The organism is Paraburkholderia aspalathi (assembly GCF_900116445.1).
GTDB classification, from domain to species: domain Bacteria; phylum Pseudomonadota; class Gammaproteobacteria; order Burkholderiales; family Burkholderiaceae; genus Paraburkholderia; species Paraburkholderia aspalathi.
In genome coordinates, this window is sequence record NZ_FPBH01000012.1 from 141,465 (window position 1) to 162,483 (window position 21,019).

The following is a 21,019-nucleotide window of genomic DNA, read 5'->3' on the forward strand; positions in this document are numbered from 1 at the left end:
ACGCGCCAGGCCCACATTCAGGGCCGGCGCGAGCCTTCCAGACTGACCGATATTCTACCCCCGCCCCCTTTCACTATCGTCAGACAGCAAAGGCGCTACGCCGCCAGGCGAGCTTCGAGCGAGGGCGCGTGCTATGCGTTAAGAACGGGCTGCAGGCGACCGAGGAAAAGCATCGGTCAGACACAGCTTCAAGGCATCGCGCCAATGCGGCGCGGCAAGCCCGAACATCTGTGCCAGCTTCTCGTTCGACATGCGTGAATTGGACGGACGCTTTGCCGGCGTCGGATAGTCGGAAGCGGGAATCGGCAGCGCCTTCGGCCGGTTCGGCAGGTCCGCGAGCTCGAAAATGGCCGACGCGAAGCCGTGCCACGAAGTCGCATCGCCAGCGCACAGGTGATAGATGCCCGAGCGCTCGCTCCACCACGTCGCGCTGTCTTCCGCGGCAAAAGCCTGCGCGCTCAGATGCGCACTCAACGTCGCGATCGTGTTGCTCCAGGTCGGCGCGCCGAACTGGTCGGCAACGACCTTCAGCTCGGGCCGATCGGCGCCGAGACGCAGCATGGTGAGCAGAAAATTCTTGCCGCGAGTGCCGTACACCCAGCTCGTACGCAGCACCAGGTGATTCACGCCAGTCGCGGCGATGGCCTGCTCGCCAGCGAGCTTGGTGCGGCCATATGCGTTCTGAGGATCGGTGGGATCGTCTTCGACGTAGGCGCCGTCTTTCTCGCCGTTGAATACGTAATCGGTCGAAAAGTGAATCAACGCTGCGCCGAGCTTTTTCGCTTCTTCAGCCAGCACACCCGGCGCTTCGCCGTTGATACGCATGGCGAGATCGAACTCCTCTTCTGCCTTGTCGACCGCGGTGTAGGCCGCCGGGTTGACGATCAGCGCGGGCCGCACGTCGCGAACAACGGCACGGATCTGGTCCAGATTGGACAGATCCAGCGTGGCGCGATCAACCGCGACCACGTTGCCGAGCCCTTGCAGCGTACGCGCAAGTTCGAAGCCAACCTGGCCATTTACACCGGTGACGAGAATCGTCCGCTTGGCATCATGTGCGCTCATGCGGCAACCCCTTAGGCGAAGACGTCAGCATCGGCAAGGCGCTTGCCTGCCGCATCCTTCGCAGCCAGCAACGGCTCGAAGTCGATCGGCCATTCGATGCCGACCGCCGGATCGTTCCAGACGATGCTGCGCTCGTGTTCGGGGAACCAGTAGTCGGTGGTCTTGTAGAGGAACTGCGCCGATTCGGACAACACGACGAAGCCGTGCGCGAAACCAGGCGGCACCCACAACTGCCGATGGTTCTCCACCGACAGCGTCACACCCACCCACTTGCCGAAATTCGGCGAACTCTTGCGGATGTCGACAGCAACGTCGAACACTTCCCCTTCAACCACGCGCACGAGCTTGCCCTGCGCGTGCTGAATCTGATAGTGGAGGCCACGCAGCACGCCTTTCGCCGAACGCGAATGGTTGTCCTGCACGAACGTCACGTCTTTCTCCACGTGCTCCGCGAACTCCACGGCATTGAAGCTTTCGTAGAAATAGCCCCGGGCATCGCCGAACACTTTCGGCTCAATGATCTTGACTTCCGGCAGCGCCGTAGCGGTTACTTGGATGGCCATGCAACGTGGTCCGTAAGAAGGTTTTGCAGATACTTGCCGTATGCGTTCTTCGCCAGCGGCTTGGCCAGCGCGAGCAGTTGTTCTCCGTCGATCCATGCCTGCCGGTAAGCAATCTCTTCCGGACACGCAACCACCAGACCCTGGCGCTTTTGCAGCGTCGCGATGAACGTCGCCGCTTCGATCAGCGAGTCGTGCGTGCCCGTGTCGAGCCACGCATAGCCACGGCCCATGATCTCGACATTGAGCGCGGCGTTGGCCAGATAACGCGAGTTGACGTCCGTAATTTCGAGCTCGCCGCGCGGCGACGGCTTGATGTCCGCCGCGATATCGCAGACCTGCTTGTCATAGAAGTACAAGCCCGTAACGGCGTAGTGCGAGCGCGGCTTGGCCGGCTTCTCTTCGATCGACAACGCGCGGAACTGCTTGTCGAATTCGACGACGCCATACCGCTCCGGATCGTGCACGTGATAAGCGAAAACGGTCGCGCCTTCGTCTTTCTCATTCGCGCGTTCCAGCTGCTTCGCGAGATCGTGGCCGTAGAAGATGTTGTCGCCGAGAATCAGCGCCGACGGATCGTTGCCCACAAAGTCGCGGCCGATGATGAACGCCTGCGCGAGGCCGTCCGGCGAAGGCTGAACCGCGTACTGAATGTTCATGCCCCACTGGCTGCCGTCGCCGAGCATGGCTTCGAAACGCGGCGTATCCTGCGGCGTGGAGATGATCAGCACATCGCGAATCCCCGCCACCATCAGCGTGGACAGCGGGTAGTAGATCATCGGTTTGTCGTAGACCGGCAGCAACTGCTTGGAGACGACATGCGTGATCGGATACAGGCGCGTGCCCGATCCGCCCGCGAGAATAATGCCTTTGCGCGCCATTGCCGTGCCCTTACGCGCGTTGCGCGTAGTTGGTCTCAACCCACTTCCGATACTCACCCGAAGCGACTTCGTCAGACCACACCTGATTGTCCAGATACCACTGGACCGTCTTGGCGAGACCTGTTTCGAACGTCTCCGCCGGCTTCCAGCCGAGTTCGCGCTCGAGCTTGCGGGCGTCGATCGCATAACGGCGGTCGTGGCCGGGACGATCCTTCACATAGGTGATCTGGTCGCGGTACGAGGCGCCCGCCTTCGGACGCAACTGGTCGAGCAGGTCGCACAGCGTATGCACGACGTCGAGGTTCTTCTTTTCGTTCCAGCCGCCAATGTTGTACGTCTCGCCCGGCGTGCCGCGCGCGAGTACTTCGCGGATCGCGCTGCAATGGTCGCCGACATACAACCAGTCGCGCACGTTCTGACCGTCGCCGTACACCGGCAGCGCCTTGCCGCTGAGCGCGTTGGCGATCATCAGCGGAATCAGCTTTTCGGGGAACTGGTACGGACCGTAGTTGTTCGAGCAGTTCGTGGTGAGCACCGGCAGGCCATACGTGTGATGGTAAGCGCGCACCAGATGGTCGGAACCCGCCTTGGTGGCCGAATAAGGGCTATTCGGCGCGTACGGCGTGGTTTCGGAAAACTGAGGATCGGTAGCGGACAGCGAGCCGAACACTTCGTCGGTCGAGACATGCAGGAAACGGAACGCGGCCTTGTCGGCCTCGCTGAGCGTATTCCAGTACTGACGGGTGGCTTCGAGCAGCGTGAAGGTGCCGACCACGTTGGTCTGCACGAAATCAGCCGGGCCGTGAATCGAGCGATCCACATGGCTTTCAGCGGCAAAGTGCAGCACGGCGCGTGGCTTGTGCTCGGCAAAGAGCGCATCCATCGCGACACGATCGCAGATATCGGCCCGCGCGAACACATGGCGGGAATTGCCCTGTTGCGATTTGAGCGTACCCAGATTGCCGGCGTAGGTCAGTTTGTCTACGTTCAGCACCGCTTCGTCCGACGCATCGAGCCAGTCGAGCACGAAATTGGCGCCGATAAAGCCGGCACCGCCCGTTACCAGGATCATGAATTTCCCTTCTAGATGTTGGCGGCAAACCGGCATCGTTTCGCCGATCTACGCGCCCCGCGTGGTGGAGTCCGAGTTTTTGTCAGCGCCTCGCGCCGCCCCTCGTACAGCGGGCAGGCGCTCAAACGCCAATCTTATAAAGCCCTGATTATAAAGCCGCCCGGGGCAAAAACTAGAACCCTAACAACTTGAAACAGCTTGACAAGTTTGGTTTCCGTTCCCTACCAAGGGAATGGTTTGGCACGACGCAACGGCACAAGATAACGGCAGATACCCGCAGATACCGCCGATTGCGCCAATTAAGCGGCCAACATCCAACGTAGCGTATCCATGAAAGGAATCGCCTCGACCGTCGGCACCAGCGAGCGCAGCTTGGCGGGCGACCCGGCCAGCATCTTCACGTCGGTTTGTCGCACGAACGCCGGATTGATCTGGATTTCGAGCTCATGCCCGGTCAGATCGCTCGCTGCCGAGAGAATGTCCCGTAGCGTGTACGGCGTGCCGGTACAGACGTTGACCGTTTCAGAAGCGACGCCTGAGTCGAGCAAAGCTTCATAGGCGTTCGCCACGTAACGCACATCCGAGAAATCACGCGCCACGTCGATATTGCCGAGCTCGATCGCCGGTTCGCGCCGCGCGAAATGCTCGACGATCTTCGGCACGAGGAAGTTCGACGCTTGCCCGCGGCCGGTGTAGTTAAACGGCCGCACGATCACGACGGGCAGGCGGTCGAACCAGGTCCGCACCATCGTTTCCATGGCCGCCTTGCTGGCGGCATAGTGGTTCACCGGCGTGACGGGGAAGGTTTCGTCGATGGCGTCGCTAGTGACGTTGCCGTACACATTCGCGCTGCTCGCGATCAACAGCTTGCGCGGCGTATGGCCGACGGCCGCACAGGCCTCCAGCAGATTCAGCGTGCCGATCACGTTGACGCGGTAAAAGTCGAGCGGATCATTGTGGCCGACAAAGCTGATGGCCGCCAGATGCACGATGTAGTCGGGCCGCGCGGTTTCGATCACGCGCCGGCAGGCGTCGGGCGACGTAATGTCGAGCCTGAGGCGCGTCGGCGTTTCAGGCTCGTCGCGCCCGGCCACCGTTTCGATCACCGTATGGCCGCGGCCGAGCAGGTTGTCGACCAGATAGCGCCCAGTGAAGCCGCTCGCCCCAGTAACGAGGGTGCGAATAGGTTGCTTCGCATCAGCAGACGACATGCTTTCTCCGTTCACGAGGGTCATCCTGTTGTAGTGCAATATCGCGCGCGGCCCTTGCGGTGCGCCTGACAACGCCCCTGGGAATGCCACTTGCTTGCGGCTCCCGACGGCGCTTGCCACGATATACGTGCTTCAAACGGGCTATTATGTCACGCTAATTTGCTGCACCGCCCAACGCGGCACGCCTTGTTCGTAACCGCGTGTATCGAACTGCACCGACTTTCCGATGACATCCTCCACCGCTTCCACCGTCGCTTCTCCTGCTGCGTTTGGTGCCGGATCCGCTGCCGTTTCAGAGGCGCACCCGCTACCGCTCGCTTTCGGCGACCTGCAAGGCTGCCGCACGCCGTTCCAGCAACTGCTGGCCAAGGCCGCGCCGCCCGAAGGCACGCCGCTATGGTTCGCGGGCGACCTGATCAACCGCGGCTCCGAATCGCTTGCCACGCTGCGCGACATCATCGCGTTGGGAGATCAGGCGGTGCCGGTGCTGGGTAACCATGACCTGCATCTGCTGTCGGTGTCGGCGGGGATTCGCAAATCGAAGAAAGGCGACACGATCGACGACATTCTCGCCGCACCAGATGCCGCGGATCTGCTCGACTGGGTCCGTCATCGTCCGATCGCGCATTTCGATAACGGCATGTTGATGGTGCATGCGGGCGTGCTGCCGCAATGGGATGCCGCCATGACGATGGAACTCGCCGATGAATTGCAGCGAGCACTGCGTGCACCGAACTGGAAGGAAACGCTCGCGGGGCTCTATGGCAACGAGCCGAATCGCTGGACGCCCGGCATCAAGGGGATCGAGCGGTTGCGCGTGACGTGCAGCGCATTGACGCGCATCCGCTTCTGCACTGCCGAAGGCGTGATGGATTTCAGCAGCAGCGCTGGCCTGAATTCGGCGCCGCCGGGCAGCATGCCGTGGTTCGACGTGCCGTCGCGCAAGACCGAGGACATCACTGTGGTGTTCGGCCATTGGGCCGCGCTCGGTTTGACCTTGCGCGACAACCTGATCGGGCTGGATTCCGGCTGCGTCTGGGGGGAGAAACTCTCGGCCGTGCGCCTTGCGCAGAATCCGGCGGAGCGTACGCTGACCCAGGTCGACTGCGAGACTTGCCGCGTAGCAGGCGGCAACTAAGCCGACCCGCTAAGCCGCCCTATTAAGCCGACCGGCCGGACTGATCGACAGGATCGATCAGCGCCGGCGAAACGTTAGAAGTATCCGAGACGTTGTGCGTGTTGCGCGCATCGGCTGATGAAATCGACGCCGCGATCGCAGCACCCGACCTCGTCATACCACCCTGCATCTCCCGCAACGCCGCAGCAATCACCCCTTCCGCCTCCGCCGCCAGCGTGCGCCGATCCGCACCTGGTGCAAGCGGCGCGCCGACATACACGTGCGCGGTCAACGGCCCGCCGCTCAACAACATGTTCAGCGAATCAGCCAGCGTCAGATCGTCGATATACGCAGGCGCGGTGGATTGCCGGCCCTGCGCATCTTCGTACATGATGCACAGCGGCTGCACCGGCACCGAGGCCGACACGGCGGCCTGGAACATATTCGCGTGAAACGGCAGCAGCGCCAGACCGTTCGTTGTCGTCCCTTCAGGAAACACGCACATCAGCTCGCCCGCGCTCAGGCGGTCGGACAGTTCGTGCATGATCCGCTTCGCGTCGCTGCGCTTCTCGCGCTGGATGAACACCGTGTCCAGTTGCTGCGCCAGCCAGCCGACTACCGGCCACTGCCGGATCTCGGCCTTCGAGACAAACGGCGTGGGCCGCCACGCATTGATCACGTAGATGTCGATCCACGAGATGTGATTGGCAACCACCAGCGCGCCGCGGTCGAGCCGCGCGCTGTCGTTATGCACGACGAGCCGCATGCCGCATAGACGCAGCATTTTCAGTGACCATTCGCGGTTGAGCGTCTGCCGCCCCTCCGCACCGACCTTGGAAAAGCGCGTCGCAACGATCCACATGCCATGCAGCAGATGGGCGACGAGACGGGCCTTGCGTAACGCGAGCTTCATTTGTCGGAGCTTTCCGTAACTGGGCAATGCCGCGAATATTAGCGCTGCTCGAACGCAACGTGACCGGACACGATCGTCGCCTGCACGCGCGCCGGCAGTTCATAGCCGAGGAACGGCGTGTTGTGCCCCTGGCTCTTCAATGCACGCGGTTCGACGCGCCAATACGCGTTGCGGTCGAACACGCAAAGATCGGCGACAGCGCCCACGGCGATGCGGCCAGCCACTTCCAGCTTCAGCACGTCGGCCGGCGCCGTGGTGATGCGGTTCAGCGCCTTGGCCAACGGCACGCCCGCTTCGTCGGCCCATTTGACTGTTAGCGACAGGAACAGCTCCAGGCCCGTTGCGCCCGGCGTGGCTTCGGCGAACGGCAGGAGTTTTTCGTCGTCGTCGACCGGTGTGTGGTCGGAGCAGATCGCGTCGATCGTACCGTCGACGAGGCCCGCGCGGATTGCTTCGCGATCGCGCTGCTGGCGCAACGGCGGATCGAGGCGGAACTGCGCGTCGAAGTAGCCGATGTCGACGTCGATCAGATGCACGTGGTTCACGGTGACGTCGCACGACACCGGCAAGCCCTCGGCCTTGGCCGCGCGCATCAATTCGATGCCCGCCGCCGACGACACATGCGACAGATGCACTCGTGCTCCCGTCACGCGGACCAGTTCGAAGATCGTGTGCAGCGCGATCGTCTCTGCCGACACCGGCACGCCCGACAGCCCGAGCCGCGACGCCAGCGCGCCGCTCGCGGCCACACCGCCCTTGCCGAGATACGCATCAACCGGGCGCAGCCACACCGTGTAGCCGTAAGTCTTCGCGTACTGCAACGCACGCATCAACACCTGCGTGTCGACCACCGGCACATCGGCTTGCGAAAAACCGATACAGCCCGCCTCGGTCAGCTCGACCATCTCGGTGATGACCTGGCCTTTCAGGCCGACGGTCAACGCGCCGAGCGGATAGACATGCGCCTGGTCCAGATTGCGCGCGCGGAACTTGAGCATCTCGACGAGGCCCGGCTCATCGAGCGTTGGATCGGTGTCCGGCGGACACACGAGACTCGTCACGCCGCCTGCGAGCGCCGCGGCCATTTCGGATTCGAGCGTCGCCTTGTGTTCGTAGCCCGGTTCGCGCAAACGCGCGGACAGGTCGACGAGGCCCGGCGCGATATGCAAGCCTTTGGCGTCGATCGTCTTCGTTGCGCTGAAATCGGCAGGCGCGTTGCCGATGGCGACGATCTTGCCTGCTTCGATAAAAATGTCCTGCTGCTGTTCGGTGCCCGCTGCCGGATCGATCAGCGTGCCGCCTTGAATATGAATCTTCATGCGCTGCCTTAATGTTTAGCCAAGCGTTCAGCTAAGTTCTGCGTGTCTTGTCGCGTGTGCGTGTGTGGGTGCGCGCCGTGGCGAAAAATCAATCGTGATTGCCCGCGACGATTCCCATCACCGCCATCCGCACCGCGATGCCGAACGTCACCTGGTTCAGAATCACCGATTGCGGACCGTCGGCCACCTGCGAATCGATTTCGACGCCACGATTCATCGGCCCCGGGTGCATCACGATCGCATCGGGTTTGGCGAGCGCGAGGCGCTCCGGCGTCAAACCCCAGCTCTTGAAATACTCCTGGGCCGACGGCAGCAGCGCGCCGCTCATCCGCTCGTTTTGCAGACGCAGCATGATGATCACGTCGACGTCTTTCAGGCCTTCGTCGAGATTGTGGAATACGCGCACGCCCATTTGCTCGAGACCGCCCGGCAGCAACGTGCGCGGACCGATCGCGCGCACTTCCGGCACGCCGAGCGTGGTCAGCGCATGAATGTCCGAGCGCGCGACCCGCGAATGCAGAATGTCGCCGACGATCGCCACACGCAGATTCGTGAAGTCCTTCTTGTAGTGGCGGATGGTGTACATGTCGAGCAGACCCTGGGTGGGGTGTGCGTGACGGCCGTCGCCGGCATTGATCACATGCACGTGCGGCGCGCAGTGCTGGGCGATCAGGTACGGTGCGCCGCTCGATGCATGGCGCACGACAAACATATCGGCATGCATCGCCGAGAGGTTGTTGATCGTGTCGAGGAGCGACTCGCCCTTGCTCGTCGAGGACGCATTGATGTTCAGATTCAGCACGTCGGCCGACAAACGCGTCGCGGCAATTTCGAAGGTCGTGCGGGTGCGCGTCGAGTTCTCGAAGAACAGGTTGAACACCGACTTGCCACGCAACAGCGGCACCTTCTTCACTTCTCGATCGGTCACGCTGACGAACTGGTCGGCGGTATCGAGAATGTGATTGACGATCGCCTTCGGCAAACCTTCGATCGACAACAAATGTTTGAGCTCGCCGTTCTTCGTGAGCTGCGGATTGCCCTTCAGGAAGCCATAACGGAAGCGCTCGGTGGCGCTGTCGGTGGAATTCTGCGAGGCCTGGGTGGCGGTGTTCATGGAGTACCTGCTTCAAATACGGGCTTCAACGTGTTCGGCGTCGACGCCTTGCTCAATGCGCAAAGCTGCGTTCAATCGACGCGTGCTTCGGTGTGAAAGGTGAAACGCTGAGTGCCATCGGCGCCGCCTGCTTCGCGGGCGAGCACGAGCGTTGCATCGGCCGGCACATCCACCACGCCGCCGACAAAACGCGCCGCCACCGGCAACTCGCGTCCGCCGCGGTCGGCGAGCACCGCCAGTTCGACCGATGCCGGACGGCCGTAGTCGTACAGCTCATTCAACGCCGCGCGAATCGTGCGGCCGGTGTACAGCACGTCGTCCACCAGCACGATGCGGCGCTTGTCCACGGAAAACGGCAGCGAGGTCGGACTTGCCTGCGAGTGCAGGCCTTTTTTTGCGTAGTCGTCGCGATGCAGCGCGACGTTGACCACGCCGAAGCTCGGCGCCTTCAGATCGCGCGCGAGGCGCTCGGCGAGCCACGCGCCGCCACTGTAGATGCCGGCCAGCACGGGGCCATCGGCAGCGCTGAAGGCGTCGCCATACGCCGCGCGAACCTGGTCGAGCACGGCGCGATAAAGTGCTTCGGCGTCAATGGAACTCATGATCGTCGGAAAGTCCGTCTAGATATTGCTGGAGGATGATGCTGGCGGCTTCGGCGTCGAGCATGTCGGCGCGGCCGTTGCCGGCGCGGATTTCCGCCTTCGCCTCGACCGACGAATAGCGCTCGTCGATCCATGTCACCGGCAGATTGAAGCGGCCATTCAGCTGATTGCCGAAGCGCTTCGCGAGTTGGGTCATTTCGTGCGGCGTGCCGTCCGGGTGCATGGGCAAACCGACCACCAGCGCGTCCGGCTTCCACTCGCTGATCAGCTTGCCGATCGCCTCGAAACGGTATTCGCGGCTGCGGTTCTGCACGATCACGAGCGCGCGTGCGCTGCGGGTGAGCGAATTGCCCACCGCCACGCCGATCCGCTTTTCACCGTAGTCGAACGCAAGCAGCGTCGCTTCACGTCCGGCTGCCAGGCTCATGCGTGACCTGCTTCGCCCGACAGCATCGACAGTGAAATGCCGAGCAGCGCGAGCGCCGCTTCCAGACGCTCTTCGGCAGGTACGTCGAACACGATTTTCGGGTCGGCTTCAACCGTGAGCCAGCCGTTCTTCGAAATCTCTTCTTCGAGCTGACCCGCGCCCCAGCCGGCATGGCCGAGCGTGAGCAGAAAGCGCTCCGGACCAGTGCCGCTCGCGACGGCTTCAAGCACGTCTTTCGACGTGGTCATCTCGAGCCCGCCCGGCACCGACATGGACGACGTATACGCATTGCCGTCTTTCGGATCGTGCAGCACGAAGCCGCGCTCGGTTTGTACCGGGCCGCCGAAATACACAGGCACATGGAGAAGGGGTTCGATCTCGAGCTTGAGATCGATGCGACTGAAGAGCGCTTCAAGGTCGATATCGGTCGGCCGGTTGATCACGAGGCCGAGCGCACCGCGCTCACTGTGATCGCAAAGGTAGACCACCGTTCCTGAAAACGTGGGATCGGCCATGCTCGGCATGGCGATCAGGAACTGGTTGGTCAGATTGATGCGATCGGTACTCTTGGACATAGTTCGGATTTTAGCAAAGACGGTGCGGGATGGCGGGCTTTGAGCGCGTGACCGCGATGTGCGCGATGAAGTGCGCCGCGAGCCATCGACGGCGAATCAAGTTGCACTCTATCACGCACGCAGACCTTGTCCATGGTGCGCTCAGCGGTGTTTACGACACGCATATCGCGTGCCTCCGGGTTCGAACATTGCGCCTCGCTGTTGCCGGCAGAGCATGCGTGCCGGCGCGCAGGGCGTGCTGCTGATTGATACCGCAGTGATACCGCAGCCGGCAGTTCAGGCGCCGCCCTGCTCGATCGAACGCGTCAATGCGGCCAGCGCCGCGTTGCTGCCTGTCGGCGCGACGCCCGCAGCGACTTTGTGCAGCATCGCACGCAACGCCTCGGCGGCCTGCTCGAGCGTGCTCGCCGCTGGTGCACCGACGATGACATGGGAGCGCACCGCCGGCGTCGATACGCCGGCGTGCGCGCGGCGGCGCCAGGCGAGCCCGAGCGCATCGGCAACCAGCGCCACATGGCCGAGGCCCAGCGCGCACGCGGCGGCACCCAGCCGGTAGGCGGCGTCGCCCGCCTGCAACGCTTCGCTCGGATCGGCTTTCTCCGGCTGGTCGGCCGCACGGGCGTGCTCAGTCAGCGCCGAAATCGAGGCATCGGCCGTTTGCAGGAAATCTTCATACGCATGCGCGTTGACGGCCAACACGCCCAGCTCGCGCGTCAGCGTGCTGCGGGTCGCGCTGACCGCCTGCGCCTGTACGGCGCCCGCTTCCCAAAGCATTTCGGATGCCTGGGTGCCCGCGACGTGCCAATCGACCGTCAAGCCATAGTCGTGCAGCACTTCGACCTGATCGGCGTCTTCCGCTGCAGCGCCGAACAGCGCGTAATCGCGCCACAGCAGCGCCAGCGTCGCGCGCACCAGCGAACGCGGCGCGCGCTCGATGCCGTGCGCATGGTCGGCCAGCGTGAGATTGCAGCGCGCATAGAAACGCCGCGCGTCGGCATCGCCAGTGGCGCGGCCGCTGACGCGCAGCGCCTTGGCACAAGCTTTGGCGAGGCGCCAGAAATCGTAGGGGTCAGGGCCGGCGAGTTCGGTAAAGACGGCGTCCAGTTCGTCGAGCGCCGCGTTCGTGAACGCCAGCGCAGCACCACTGCTATCCGGCTGCGAGCGCAACACCGGCAACAGCGCGCGCTCGTAGCGCGCCCGCAAATGGGCGAGTTGATCCGCGGACTGGGTATGCAGCGACACCGGCGGCACCGGGCGCGCGCTCAGCGCGAGATCTTCGAATGCAACGGTCGAACCCGGCGTGTGCTCCGACAGATGAGCACACAGCGCGTGATAGTGATGGAACAGCGTGGATGAACAGGACAGTTCGCGCAGATTGTGGCGCTCGAGCGCCGCGCGGAAATCGTGCAATGCGGCGCCGAACACGGGCCGCGCGCTGTCTGCGTCAGCCGGATCACCCTCGGCCAGAGGCGAGAGCCGCACCAGCGCGTCCGCGAAGCGCTGCGCGCTCAGCCAGCCGGCCTCGCGCAACGCATGCGACGCGCGCAGCAGCGCCGAGGTGCTCTCGCGGTGTTGTTCGAACGCCAGCAACGCCTCAGCCAGCGCCAGCTCCGCGGTGCGGACAGCGCCGCCGCGAGGATTGGGCAATGCATCGAAGGAATCGGGTGCAGCGGGTCGAAGAGTCATGGGCAGGCGACAGGAAGCTGACGGGCCGCCGCTTCGGCGCTGCACGAGAGACTGACCGGCTAACGCGCGAACTGGCGACAGGACAATGACAGATTACCGCTGCGACACGGTGCAACCGGGGATGTTCCGCGCCACCGCGTTGGGGCTGCACGCCGAGCGCATGAACCGCGTTCGATCCGGCCGACGCCGCCTGCAAAAACGCCGCGCCGCAACCACACAGCATGGCGCTCAGCTGGAGACCGCCGTTTACCCCTCGGACCTCAGATCTGGACCATCTCGAAGTCTTCCTTGCGCGCGCCGCATTCCGGGCAGGTCCAGTTAATGGGAACGTCCTCCCAGCGCGTGCCCGGCGCAATGCCTTCCTCCGGCAAACCGGCTTCTTCGTCGTAAATCCAGCCGCAAATCAGGCACATCCAGCTTTGATATTCCATTCTTGTGTCGCGTCGTAGAGTCCGTGGAAACGGGAGCCATGATGGTACCGTGTTGCCGCCCCAATGCCTAGCAATCAGAAACGCGCAATCGTAGTGTGCGGCGGCCTGTGGCTAGAGGGTTGCGTCGGTTTGGCCAGCGCTTGCGCGTGGGGTCGCGCCTGGTTGCCGCTTATGTGCTGCTCGCTTGCGGCAACCTGCCGAAGAATGCGAAAAAACGCCCTCATGACAGTTTAGGCCGCATAATTGAGCCGATTGCGCACCGTCTGCGCCTAAATACAGCTCCTTTTTGTAAATCTTCATGCCCAGCGATACGCCTCCGATCGTCCTCACCTTCGGCCTTTCCGATCCCACCGGCGGCTCCGGCCTGCAAGCAGACCTGATGACCCTTGCCAGCATGGGCTGCCATGGCGTCTCCGTGCTCACGGGCTATACCGTGCGCGACTCGGCAAGCTGCGATGAAGTTACCGGGCTCGATCCTGAAGTGGTTGCGACCCAGGCCCGGATGCTGCTCGAAGACATGCCGATCGCCGCCTTCAAAGTCGGCGCTTGCACACGCGCGGAAGTGGTCAGCGCAATTGCCGAAGTGGTCGCCGATTACGACGACATCCCGCTGATCCTCGCCCCCGATTTCACGCTCGACGACGAACACGTGCTCGCCGCCGACGAACTGCGCGAAGCGATCGCCGACCTGCTCGCGCCGCAAACCACCTTGCTGGTCGCCGATTCGGCCACGCTGCTCGCGCTCGCCCAGCCAGACGGCGACGCCGAAGCACCGAGCCTCGACGCGGCAATCTCGCATCTGCTGTCGCAAGGCTGCGAATACATTCTGTCGACGGAAACCGGCACGCACCGGCTCGTTAATACGCTGTTCAGTGAAGACGGCCAACTGCGCCAGGATATGTGGGACCGCGGCGCCCATCGGATCATGGGTATTACCGACACGCTCGGCGCCGCGATTGCCGCCTTGCTGGCCAACGGCCAAGAGCCGGCGGAAGCCGTGCGCGAGGCGCAGGAGTATCTGTATCAGGCGATGCGCAACGCGTTTCGGCCGGGAATGGGCGCCTATCTGCCGGATCGCTTTTTCTGGGCCCGCAGCAGCGACGACGACACGCCGCCGGCAACCGGCAAGGACGCGGCACCGGGCGAAGCACGGCATTGATTTGACGGCTCGAAGCGTCTGCTGCGCAAGCGGCAGGCGCTTGGCGAGCGTTTCCACTTCAGCGGCGGCCCGACAGCCCCGGTAAAGAACCCGCATTTCTGCGGGTTTTTTGTTTTTGGGAAGCACGCCTCGCGGCCGCGTGCCACCAACTCGCCTTTCCCCGTCTTGATCGATGTTCGCCGTGGAAAGCCCCGCGCAAGCGGACACGCCTGTACGTGATCTCTTCCTCAGGCCTCGCCTCAGCACATGGCTGAGCTCGACTTCCTCGCGAAACCCAACGGAACTACCGCTCCTTTCACGACGCCAACATGCGTTTTAACTTGTAATTAAACGTTACAGCACCGGTTTTATCTCCGAGCTAAGCTTTCTATTTCGTAAATCTGTCATAAGCCCCCATGGCCTCACCAATTTTTTTCATCCATCCGCCTAAGAGCGGCGGATCAACTGTTATCTCATTTTTTGATCTGAATAAAGGCAAAGATCAGTTCGTGAACTTCGAATGGGATCGAGAAGGCTGGGAAAGCAGTCACGCCAAATTGATGACCACGAGGATTGGCGGAGGCCATCAACCCTATGGCATGCACAGGAACCTGAAGAGCGCGCTAACGTATTGCACGATTCTGCGCGATCCACTTGCACGTCAGATATCGCACTACTGGTACGCAGCCAACGGCAAGAACGGCGACGTTGTGCGAGGCGCCAGCGTGTCGGCAACCGAAGCCCTGGTTCGGCGCGGCACCATCTCGCTCGACGAGTGGGTCAGCGAATCACTCGCGGGAAAAAACCTGTTTACCCAGATGTTGAGCGGTCATTCCGTGGTTGACGAAAGCAGCCTCGAAGTCGCACGGACCCATGTTCTCCAACATTTCGCGGCAACCGGCGTCTGCGAGGACATGAGCGAGTTTTTACTTCGGCTCTGCGGAAAGACCGGGCTCGAATTGCCCTTTTTTTTCGAAACCAACAAAACGAGTGGCTCGCCCAAAAACAGAACTCATGTGAGTGAAACAGCAAGGCAAACGTTTGCCGAAGAGAATCGTTTCGATTACGAGATATTTCAGGACGTCAACCAGGCGATAGCGCAACATGCCCTGCAAGCAGGCGACGTGTTTTCAAAGGCCCTGGCGTCGGTGCGCACCATTCAGGAGGCGATCAATCAGCTCGAAAATCCGTACGCGCACAGTTCGATCGTTTTCGGTTTTGACGAAAAATTCCTCTCGAAAGTGGTGAGCGTGATCAACCAGTTTGATCTCACTCCCATCAAGGAATACATAGAGTTCGCGCAGAGCCAACCGCACACTACCGCCGACATGTACGACGGTTTTGTCGACGCCGTCCATAACGGCGTGATTTCGGGCTGGGCCGTCAATCTCACCCGGCCGGAAGAAAGAGTTCCGCTCGAAGTCCGCGTTGGTACGGAGGTCGTCGCGAGAGGTTCGAGTGGTGAGTATCGGCCCGACGTTGCTGGCGCGGGATACCCAAGCTCCCACGCTGGATTTTCAATTCCTCTGCCTGCGGGCGTGTCAGACGGTTTTCACGTCACGATCGAAAATTCGCTGGAGCGCCTGCACAACGCAGGCGTCTGGCGGCAAGGTTGGCACTGCGCCGCCTGAGTCGAGAGAAAACAATGGGACAGCCCCTGCCTTTTCTGCAACGCTTCCATGGTGAAGTGACTGCTCGCGACCGGATGCAAATGTTCCGCCACAAGCCGGTCACGATCTGGCTGACGGGGTTATCCGGGGCGGGTAAATCAACAATCGCTTTCGCACTCGAGCAGCAACTCGCATCGCTAGGCCATGCATGCTACGTCCTCGACGGGGACAATATCCGCCACGGTTTGGCGTCCGATCTCGGCTTTGACAAGAAAGACCGGCGTGAAAATATTCGCAGGGTGGCGCACGTGGCCCAGTTGATGAACGACGCAGGCCTCATCGTTATCGCGGCACTTATCTCACCCATGTGTGAAGACAGAGCGATGGCGCGCGAAATCGTTGGACCCGGCAATTTCATCGAGACTTATCTTTCCGCCTCGGTCGACGCTTGCGCCCGTCGTGACCCGAAAGGTCTCTATGCCAAAGCCCGCGCCGGCGAGATTGCGTCGTTTACCGGCGTATCGGCACCCTATGAAGTCCCGGCTGATCCTGAGTTGAAGATAGATACGGCAATGTCGACGCCGGCCGAGAGCGTAGCGCACATATTCAGCTACTTGCGCGACAACTGCCTGATGAACACCGATTGCATCGAGCGCTAGTCATAGCGAACCGGCTTATCGTTAGCCCCAAAACAAAAAACCCGCATTTCTGCGGGTTTTTTGTTTTGGGAAGTACGCCTCGCGACGCACCTCCCCATGTGTTTCCAACTGAGCCTCAAACGAGGCCCAAGTGAGGCTCAATCGGAAATTACATGTCCATGCCCATGCCGCCCATGCCGCCGGGCATACCGCCGCCCATCGGAGCATCTTCCTTCGGCAGTTCGCAAACAGCTGCGTCGGTGGTCAACAGCAGGCCAGCGACCGAAGCTGCGTTTTGCAGCGCCGTGCGCGTCACCTTCGTCGGGTCCACGACACCTGCGTCAACCAGGTCGACGTACTCGCCGGTTGCAGCGTTGTAGCCGTAGTTGCCCGTACCAGCAGCAACAGCTGCCACCACGACGCTGGCTTCTTCGCCACCGTTCGTGACGATCTGACGCAGCGGCTCTTCCATCGCGCGCAGCACGATCTTGATACCTGCGTCCTGATCGGCGTTAGCGCCCTTCAGGCCAGCGATTGCCGTACGTGCACGGATCAGTGCGACGCCGCCGCCAGCAACGATGCCTTCTTCCACAGCTGCGCGCGTTGCGTGCAGTGCGTCTTCGACACGTGCCTTCTTTTCCTTCATTTCGACTTCGGTCGCAGCACCGACCTTGATCACTGCAACACCGCCGGCCAGCTTGGCCACGCGTTCTTGCAGCTTTTCACGGTCGTAGTCCGACGTAGCTTCTTCGATTTGCGTGCGAACTTGCTTCACACGTGCTTCGATGGTTGCTGCTTCGCCAGCGCCGTCGATGATCGTCGTGTTTTCCTTGCCCACTTCGATGCGCTTCGCTTGACCCAGTTCAGCCAGCGTTGCCTTTTCGAGCGTCAGGCCGGTTTCTTCAGCGATGACTTGACCGCCGGTCAGGATCGCGATGTCTTCCAGCATGGCCTTACGACGATCGCCGAAGCCCGGAGCCTTGACAGCAACAGTCTTCAGGATGCCGCGGATGTTGTTCACAACCAGCGTAGCCAGCGCTTCGCCTTCGACGTCTTCTGCGATGATCAGCAGCGGACGGCCAGCCTTAGCGACTTGCTCGAGGACCGGGAGGAGGTCACGAATGTTCGAAACCTTCTTGTCGTGCAGCAGCACGAACGGGTTTTCGAGCACTGCAACTTGCTTGTCCGGGTTGTTGATGAAGTACGGCGACAGGTAGCCGCGGTCGAATTGCATACCTTCGACAACGTCCAGCTCGTCTTGCAACGACTTGCCGTCTTCAACGGTGATGACGCCTTCCTTGCCAACCTTGTCCATCGCTTCAGCGATACGGTCGCCGATCGACGAATCGCTGTTTGCCGAGATCGAACCGACTTGAGCGATTTCCTTGTTGGTCGTGCAAGGCTTGCTGATCTTGCGCAGTTCTTCGATCGCTGCGAACACAGCCTTGTCGATACCACGCTTCAGGTCCATCGGGTTCATGCCCGATGCAACGTACTTCATGCCTTCGCGGACGATCGACTGAGCCAGAACCGTTGCGGTCGTGGTGCCGTCACCTGCGTTGTCGCTGGTCTTGGAAGCAACTTCCTTGACCATTTGTGCGCCCATGTTCTGGAGCTTGTCTTTCAGTTCGATCTCTTTCGCGACCGAAACACCATCCTTCGTGACCGTCGGGCCGCCGAAGCTGCGTTCCAGGACAACGTTGCGACCCTTCGGGCCCAGCGTGACCTTCACAGCGTTCGCGAGGATGTTCACGCCTTCAACCATCTTGGCACGGGCGGAATCACCGAATACGACGTCTTTAGCTGCCATCTTCTAACTCCTTGAATTCTTTGGGATATGACCGGGAAAAGTAGCGACTGGCGCTTACTTCTGCACCACGGCCATGATGTCTTCTTCGCGCATCACGAGCAGTTCGTTGCCGTCGACCTTGACGGTCTGGCCTGCGTACTTGCCGAACAGGACGCGGTCACCGACCTTCACGTCGAGGGCGATTTGTGCGCCTTTGTCGTCACGCTTGCCCGGGCCGACTGCCAGAATTTCGCCTTGATCCGGCTTTTCTGCTGCGGCTTCGGGGATCACGATGCCCGACGCGGTCTTGGTTTCTTGATCCAGACGTTTGACGATCACGCGATCATGCAAAGGACGAAGGTTCATACATACTCCTCTCTTGATTGAGACTGAAGAACGCTGAGAAAACCCGGCTGGCTGAGCCAACCGGCGATGTTGTTAGCACTCTCGTGCAGCGAGTGCTAATTATATGGACGGGTGGTGACAAATTCAAGAAGGGATGTCGTTTTGACAGTTGTCGATGTCGACATTCGCTCACGCCTGAACCTTGCACCGCAGCGAAAACCGGACATGCTGAAGGATCACCTTTAAATACAGCAGGTTATCCGTGCGCACTCGCCGCCATCAGGTTGCGCGCTGCGCGCTTCCGGACGGCTATTCCTCAGCTACGTACGCGAAATATGTGCGTAATCCCTAGACCAGGGAAATCCCTTGACCCGCCGGCAATCGAAATATCTCGCTCCAACTCGGACACGATGGCCGTTCGGCTAATGGAGTAGACCTGCAAATTAACTTGCATCCCGATCAAATACTGTATAAATTTACAGTACTGTGTTTACATACAGGATCGGCCATGAACCAGCTCATCCGCATCTTGAACGACGGTGATCGCGAAACACTTGCGTGGTTGCGCAAGCATGTCGGAGACGTACGCGTGGCTGACGCGGCGCGACATCTGGGAAGCAACGGCAAACCCTATCTGTCAGCGGTGTGCCGCTACCTCGGCGTACGTCCACCAACGCCTCATCAACATATCCGGCCCGTTGAAGACTGTACGGTCGGCGATAACTATCTTGCCCAGATCCGCCAGTTATTGGCACAGCGAAACCAGGCGTTGTTGAAGCATCAAATTTGATGCTGCGAATTGCAGCGAGTCCTCAGGAAAATAACAGTATGAATAACGACTCCGCTCTTGATATGGATGTCCAAGACATCAATCCTGTCGCTCTCGAACGCGCACTTCGCAGTGCGTCGCTCGACCTTCAGCAGATCATTGCCACGGTCGCAGGTCGTCACCTCGACAGTGGCCGTCGCCGTTACTCAAGCAGCGCGCAATTGCCGACCTGGCGCACGTTGCTGACAATCGACGAACAGGTCTTTGAGAATCGGGGCTTCCAGGCGCGGCACAGCGAGGCAGTGCGCTCTACGTTTATCCGGTTTGAGGACAGTCGTTTGTCCGGAATGGATCTCGACGAACCCGTCGACTGGCGACGTGACGACGACAACTTGCCAGCCGTGTACCTGCTCGTGCGCGCATTGGTACAGGCCGACGCTACCCATGCGGCCGCTCAGGACTAATGCGCCGATTCAACTTTGAACTCCCGATCTGCGCCCGGCCGTCATCGAAACAATAAGGTTTCAAGATCGCCGATCCAGAGTTCTTTCGAGCAAACAAGAAAGCCCGCATCACGCGGGCTTTCTTTAGTGCATCTATCGATTAGAACTTGTGGCGAATGCCAACAGTTACAGTAGCCTGCTTGTTGGAACCCGAGTCGCCGGTTGCCGAGCCGATAACAGCAACAGCGGCCGTGCCCGACGAGTCTTGCGTTCCCGATGCGGTCGTGTAGCCAGCAAATGCGTAGACATCCGTACGCTTGCTAAGCGAGTAGTCCGCTGCAACAGCGAACTGGTTGTACTTTGCCGACGAATTGCCGCTCGACTTCATGTACACGTAGCCGATCTCGGTCTGCAGCGGTGCCGATACCTGCCACACGGCGTACACCGAACCCGTGTTGTACTTTTCCGTCTGCGTGAATGTCGAGCTGGCGTCTGCAGTGTATTCGGCATGGCTGAAGTAGCCGCCCAGGGTCACCGAGCCGAACACGTAGTTGCCGCCGATACGGGCATTGTTGATCGACGCCGCAGTGGAGTACGCCGCGTTGACCGATGTGTTGAACAGCGAATCCCACGTCGTCGTACCGCGGTTCGTGCCGTTGCCGTTGCTCAGGTGATAGTAACCTGCGGCCAGGTTGACGGGACCATTGCTGTATGCCGCTGCGGCAGCGTAGCTCTGACCCGAGCCCGTTGCACCAGCCACCCCACCCAGCGAGTACATGGTTTCGAACTGGAAGCCGGACCAGGTCGGCGACGTGTACTTGAGCGAGTTATTGACCCGCGCGCTGTTGTCGGCGTTGTCGATGTCGCCCGGCGAGATGAATACGCCACCGAGGAAGCCATCGCCCTGCACCGGCTGCACCAGATCAACCAGCGGATCGTATTGACGTCCGGCCGTGAGCGTACCCCACTTGTCGCTGCTCAGGCCAACGAACGCCTGGCGACCGAACATGCGGCTACCCTGGCCGAGCTTGCCGTTCGTCGAATTAAAGCCGTTCTCCACCTGGAAGATTGTTTTCAGGCCACCACCGAGGTCTTCTGAGCCTTTCAGGCCCCAGCGGCTACCCGACTCGTTACCCGACGACATGCTGATCGACTTGCTGCCGCCGTCGTTCGAAACGTAGGTCAGGCCGGTATCAATGATGCCGTACAGCGTGACGCTGTTTTGTGCGTGAGCTACGCCGGTTGCGCCAAGCATTACCAGCGAAAGAGTTGCCAGTGTGGTCTTCTTCATCTGCGTCCTTAAGTTTGTGTTGA

22 protein-coding genes are annotated in these 21,019 nt (G+C 61.1%); 6 read left to right on the forward strand and 16 right to left on the reverse strand.

Annotation, left to right across the window (positions count from 1 at the left end):
- Nucleotides 1-138: 138 nt before the first annotated feature.
- The 5 genes from rfbD to BM438_RS19755 form a co-directional block, all read right to left on the reverse strand.
- Nucleotides 139-1,065, reverse strand: coding sequence for a dTDP-4-dehydrorhamnose reductase (gene rfbD / locus BM438_RS19735; protein WP_093636419.1), 927 nt, complete (start codon nucleotides 1,063-1,065; stop codon nucleotides 139-141).
- Between the two features lie 11 nt (nucleotides 1,066-1,076).
- Nucleotides 1,077-1,628: a dTDP-4-dehydrorhamnose 3,5-epimerase gene (rfbC, locus tag BM438_RS19740; RefSeq protein WP_093636422.1), complete on the reverse strand. Its 552-nt coding sequence runs from the start codon at nucleotides 1,626-1,628 to the stop codon at nucleotides 1,077-1,079.
- Nucleotides 1,613-2,506, reverse strand: a complete 894-nt coding sequence (gene rfbA, locus BM438_RS19745; protein ID WP_093636425.1) for a glucose-1-phosphate thymidylyltransferase RfbA — start codon at nucleotides 2,504-2,506, stop codon at nucleotides 1,613-1,615. The genes rfbC and rfbA overlap by 16 nt, the downstream gene beginning before the upstream one ends.
- A 10-nt stretch (nucleotides 2,507-2,516) precedes the next feature.
- The gene (gene rfbB, locus BM438_RS19750; protein WP_093636428.1) at nucleotides 2,517-3,578 is read right to left on the reverse strand and encodes a dTDP-glucose 4,6-dehydratase; all 1,062 of its coding nucleotides are present in this window, start codon (nucleotides 3,576-3,578) and stop codon (nucleotides 2,517-2,519) included.
- 299 nt (nucleotides 3,579-3,877) lie between these two features.
- Complete coding sequence (locus tag BM438_RS19755) at nucleotides 3,878-4,789, reverse strand: GDP-mannose 4,6-dehydratase (protein WP_093636431.1); 912 nt, start codon at nucleotides 4,787-4,789, stop codon at nucleotides 3,878-3,880.
- Between the two features lie 226 nt (nucleotides 4,790-5,015).
- Here BM438_RS19755 and BM438_RS19760 point away from each other — a divergent pair, with 226 nt between their 5' ends.
- Complete coding sequence (locus tag BM438_RS19760) at nucleotides 5,016-5,927, forward strand: symmetrical bis(5'-nucleosyl)-tetraphosphatase (protein ID WP_093636434.1); 912 nt, start codon at nucleotides 5,016-5,018, stop codon at nucleotides 5,925-5,927.
- 22 nt (nucleotides 5,928-5,949) lie between these two features.
- Here the strand turns inward: BM438_RS19760 and BM438_RS19765 are convergent, their stop codons facing one another.
- From BM438_RS19765 to BM438_RS19800, 8 genes are all read right to left on the reverse strand, one after another.
- A complete protein-coding gene (locus tag BM438_RS19765) occupies nucleotides 5,950-6,819 on the reverse strand; it encodes a lysophospholipid acyltransferase family protein (RefSeq protein ID WP_093636437.1) in 870 nt (289 codons plus the stop codon).
- A 38-nt stretch (nucleotides 6,820-6,857) separates the two neighbouring features.
- Complete coding sequence (locus tag BM438_RS19770) at nucleotides 6,858-8,138, reverse strand: dihydroorotase (RefSeq protein WP_093636440.1); 1,281 nt, start codon at nucleotides 8,136-8,138, stop codon at nucleotides 6,858-6,860.
- An 88-nt stretch (nucleotides 8,139-8,226) separates the two neighbouring features.
- Nucleotides 8,227-9,252, reverse strand: a complete 1,026-nt coding sequence (locus BM438_RS19775; RefSeq protein WP_093636443.1) for an aspartate carbamoyltransferase catalytic subunit — start codon at nucleotides 9,250-9,252, stop codon at nucleotides 8,227-8,229.
- Nucleotides 9,253-9,323: 71 nt separating this feature from the next.
- On the reverse strand, nucleotides 9,324-9,854 hold the full coding sequence (pyrR, locus tag BM438_RS19780) for a bifunctional pyr operon transcriptional regulator/uracil phosphoribosyltransferase PyrR (protein WP_093636446.1): 531 nt from the start codon (nucleotides 9,852-9,854) through the stop codon (nucleotides 9,324-9,326).
- On the reverse strand, nucleotides 9,841-10,281 hold the full coding sequence (gene ruvX / locus BM438_RS19785) for a Holliday junction resolvase RuvX (protein ID WP_093636449.1): 441 nt from the start codon (nucleotides 10,279-10,281) through the stop codon (nucleotides 9,841-9,843). The genes pyrR and ruvX overlap by 14 nt, the downstream gene beginning before the upstream one ends.
- Complete coding sequence (locus tag BM438_RS19790) at nucleotides 10,278-10,856, reverse strand: YqgE/AlgH family protein (protein WP_054041678.1); 579 nt, start codon at nucleotides 10,854-10,856, stop codon at nucleotides 10,278-10,280. Before BM438_RS19790 ends, ruvX begins: the two co-directional genes overlap by 4 nt.
- A 276-nt stretch (nucleotides 10,857-11,132) precedes the next feature.
- Complete coding sequence (locus tag BM438_RS19795) at nucleotides 11,133-12,542, reverse strand: FimL-related protein (protein ID WP_093636451.1); 1,410 nt, start codon at nucleotides 12,540-12,542, stop codon at nucleotides 11,133-11,135.
- 260 nt (nucleotides 12,543-12,802) lie between these two features.
- Entirely contained in the window at nucleotides 12,803-12,973 is a 171-nt protein-coding gene (locus BM438_RS19800; protein ID WP_007178992.1) for a rubredoxin, read from the reverse strand.
- A gap of 298 nt (nucleotides 12,974-13,271) precedes the next feature.
- Here BM438_RS19800 and BM438_RS19805 point away from each other — a divergent pair, with 298 nt between their 5' ends.
- The 3 genes from BM438_RS19805 (at nucleotide 13,272) to cysC (ending at nucleotide 16,380) form a co-directional block, all read left to right on the forward strand.
- A complete protein-coding gene (locus tag BM438_RS19805; RefSeq protein ID WP_054041676.1) occupies nucleotides 13,272-14,132 on the forward strand; it encodes a hydroxymethylpyrimidine/phosphomethylpyrimidine kinase in 861 nt (286 codons plus the stop codon).
- A 395-nt stretch (nucleotides 14,133-14,527) separates the two neighbouring features.
- Nucleotides 14,528-15,742, forward strand: coding sequence for a sulfotransferase family 2 domain-containing protein (locus BM438_RS19810; protein ID WP_093636454.1), 1,215 nt, complete (start codon nucleotides 14,528-14,530; stop codon nucleotides 15,740-15,742).
- Nucleotides 15,743-15,756: 14 nt separating this feature from the next.
- The gene (cysC, locus tag BM438_RS19815; protein WP_093636457.1) at nucleotides 15,757-16,380 is read left to right on the forward strand and encodes an adenylyl-sulfate kinase; all 624 of its coding nucleotides are present in this window, start codon (nucleotides 15,757-15,759) and stop codon (nucleotides 16,378-16,380) included.
- A 148-nt stretch (nucleotides 16,381-16,528) separates the two neighbouring features.
- Here the strand turns inward: cysC and groL are convergent, their stop codons facing one another.
- Both groL and groES read right to left on the reverse strand, forming a co-directional pair.
- The gene (groL, locus tag BM438_RS19820) at nucleotides 16,529-18,169 is read right to left on the reverse strand and encodes a chaperonin GroEL (protein WP_054041672.1); all 1,641 of its coding nucleotides are present in this window, start codon (nucleotides 18,167-18,169) and stop codon (nucleotides 16,529-16,531) included.
- 54 nt (nucleotides 18,170-18,223) lie between these two features.
- Complete coding sequence (groES, locus tag BM438_RS19825; protein WP_007178996.1) at nucleotides 18,224-18,514, reverse strand: co-chaperone GroES; 291 nt, start codon at nucleotides 18,512-18,514, stop codon at nucleotides 18,224-18,226.
- A gap of 487 nt (nucleotides 18,515-19,001) precedes the next feature.
- Between groES and BM438_RS19830 the strand changes: the two genes are divergently transcribed.
- Both BM438_RS19830 and BM438_RS19835 read left to right on the forward strand, forming a co-directional pair.
- Entirely contained in the window at nucleotides 19,002-19,283 is a 282-nt protein-coding gene (locus BM438_RS19830; RefSeq protein WP_093636460.1) for a CppA family protein, read from the forward strand.
- A 38-nt stretch (nucleotides 19,284-19,321) separates the two neighbouring features.
- Nucleotides 19,322-19,726 carry a DUF2471 domain-containing protein gene (locus BM438_RS19835; protein WP_093636462.1) on the forward strand — a complete coding sequence of 135 codons (405 nt, stop codon included), beginning with the start codon at nucleotides 19,322-19,324 and terminating at the stop codon, nucleotides 19,724-19,726.
- A gap of 139 nt (nucleotides 19,727-19,865) precedes the next feature.
- Here the strand turns inward: BM438_RS19835 and BM438_RS19840 are convergent, their stop codons facing one another.
- Complete coding sequence (locus tag BM438_RS19840) at nucleotides 19,866-20,996, reverse strand: porin (protein WP_093636465.1); 1,131 nt, start codon at nucleotides 20,994-20,996, stop codon at nucleotides 19,866-19,868.
- Nucleotides 20,997-21,019 lie beyond the last annotated feature (23 nt).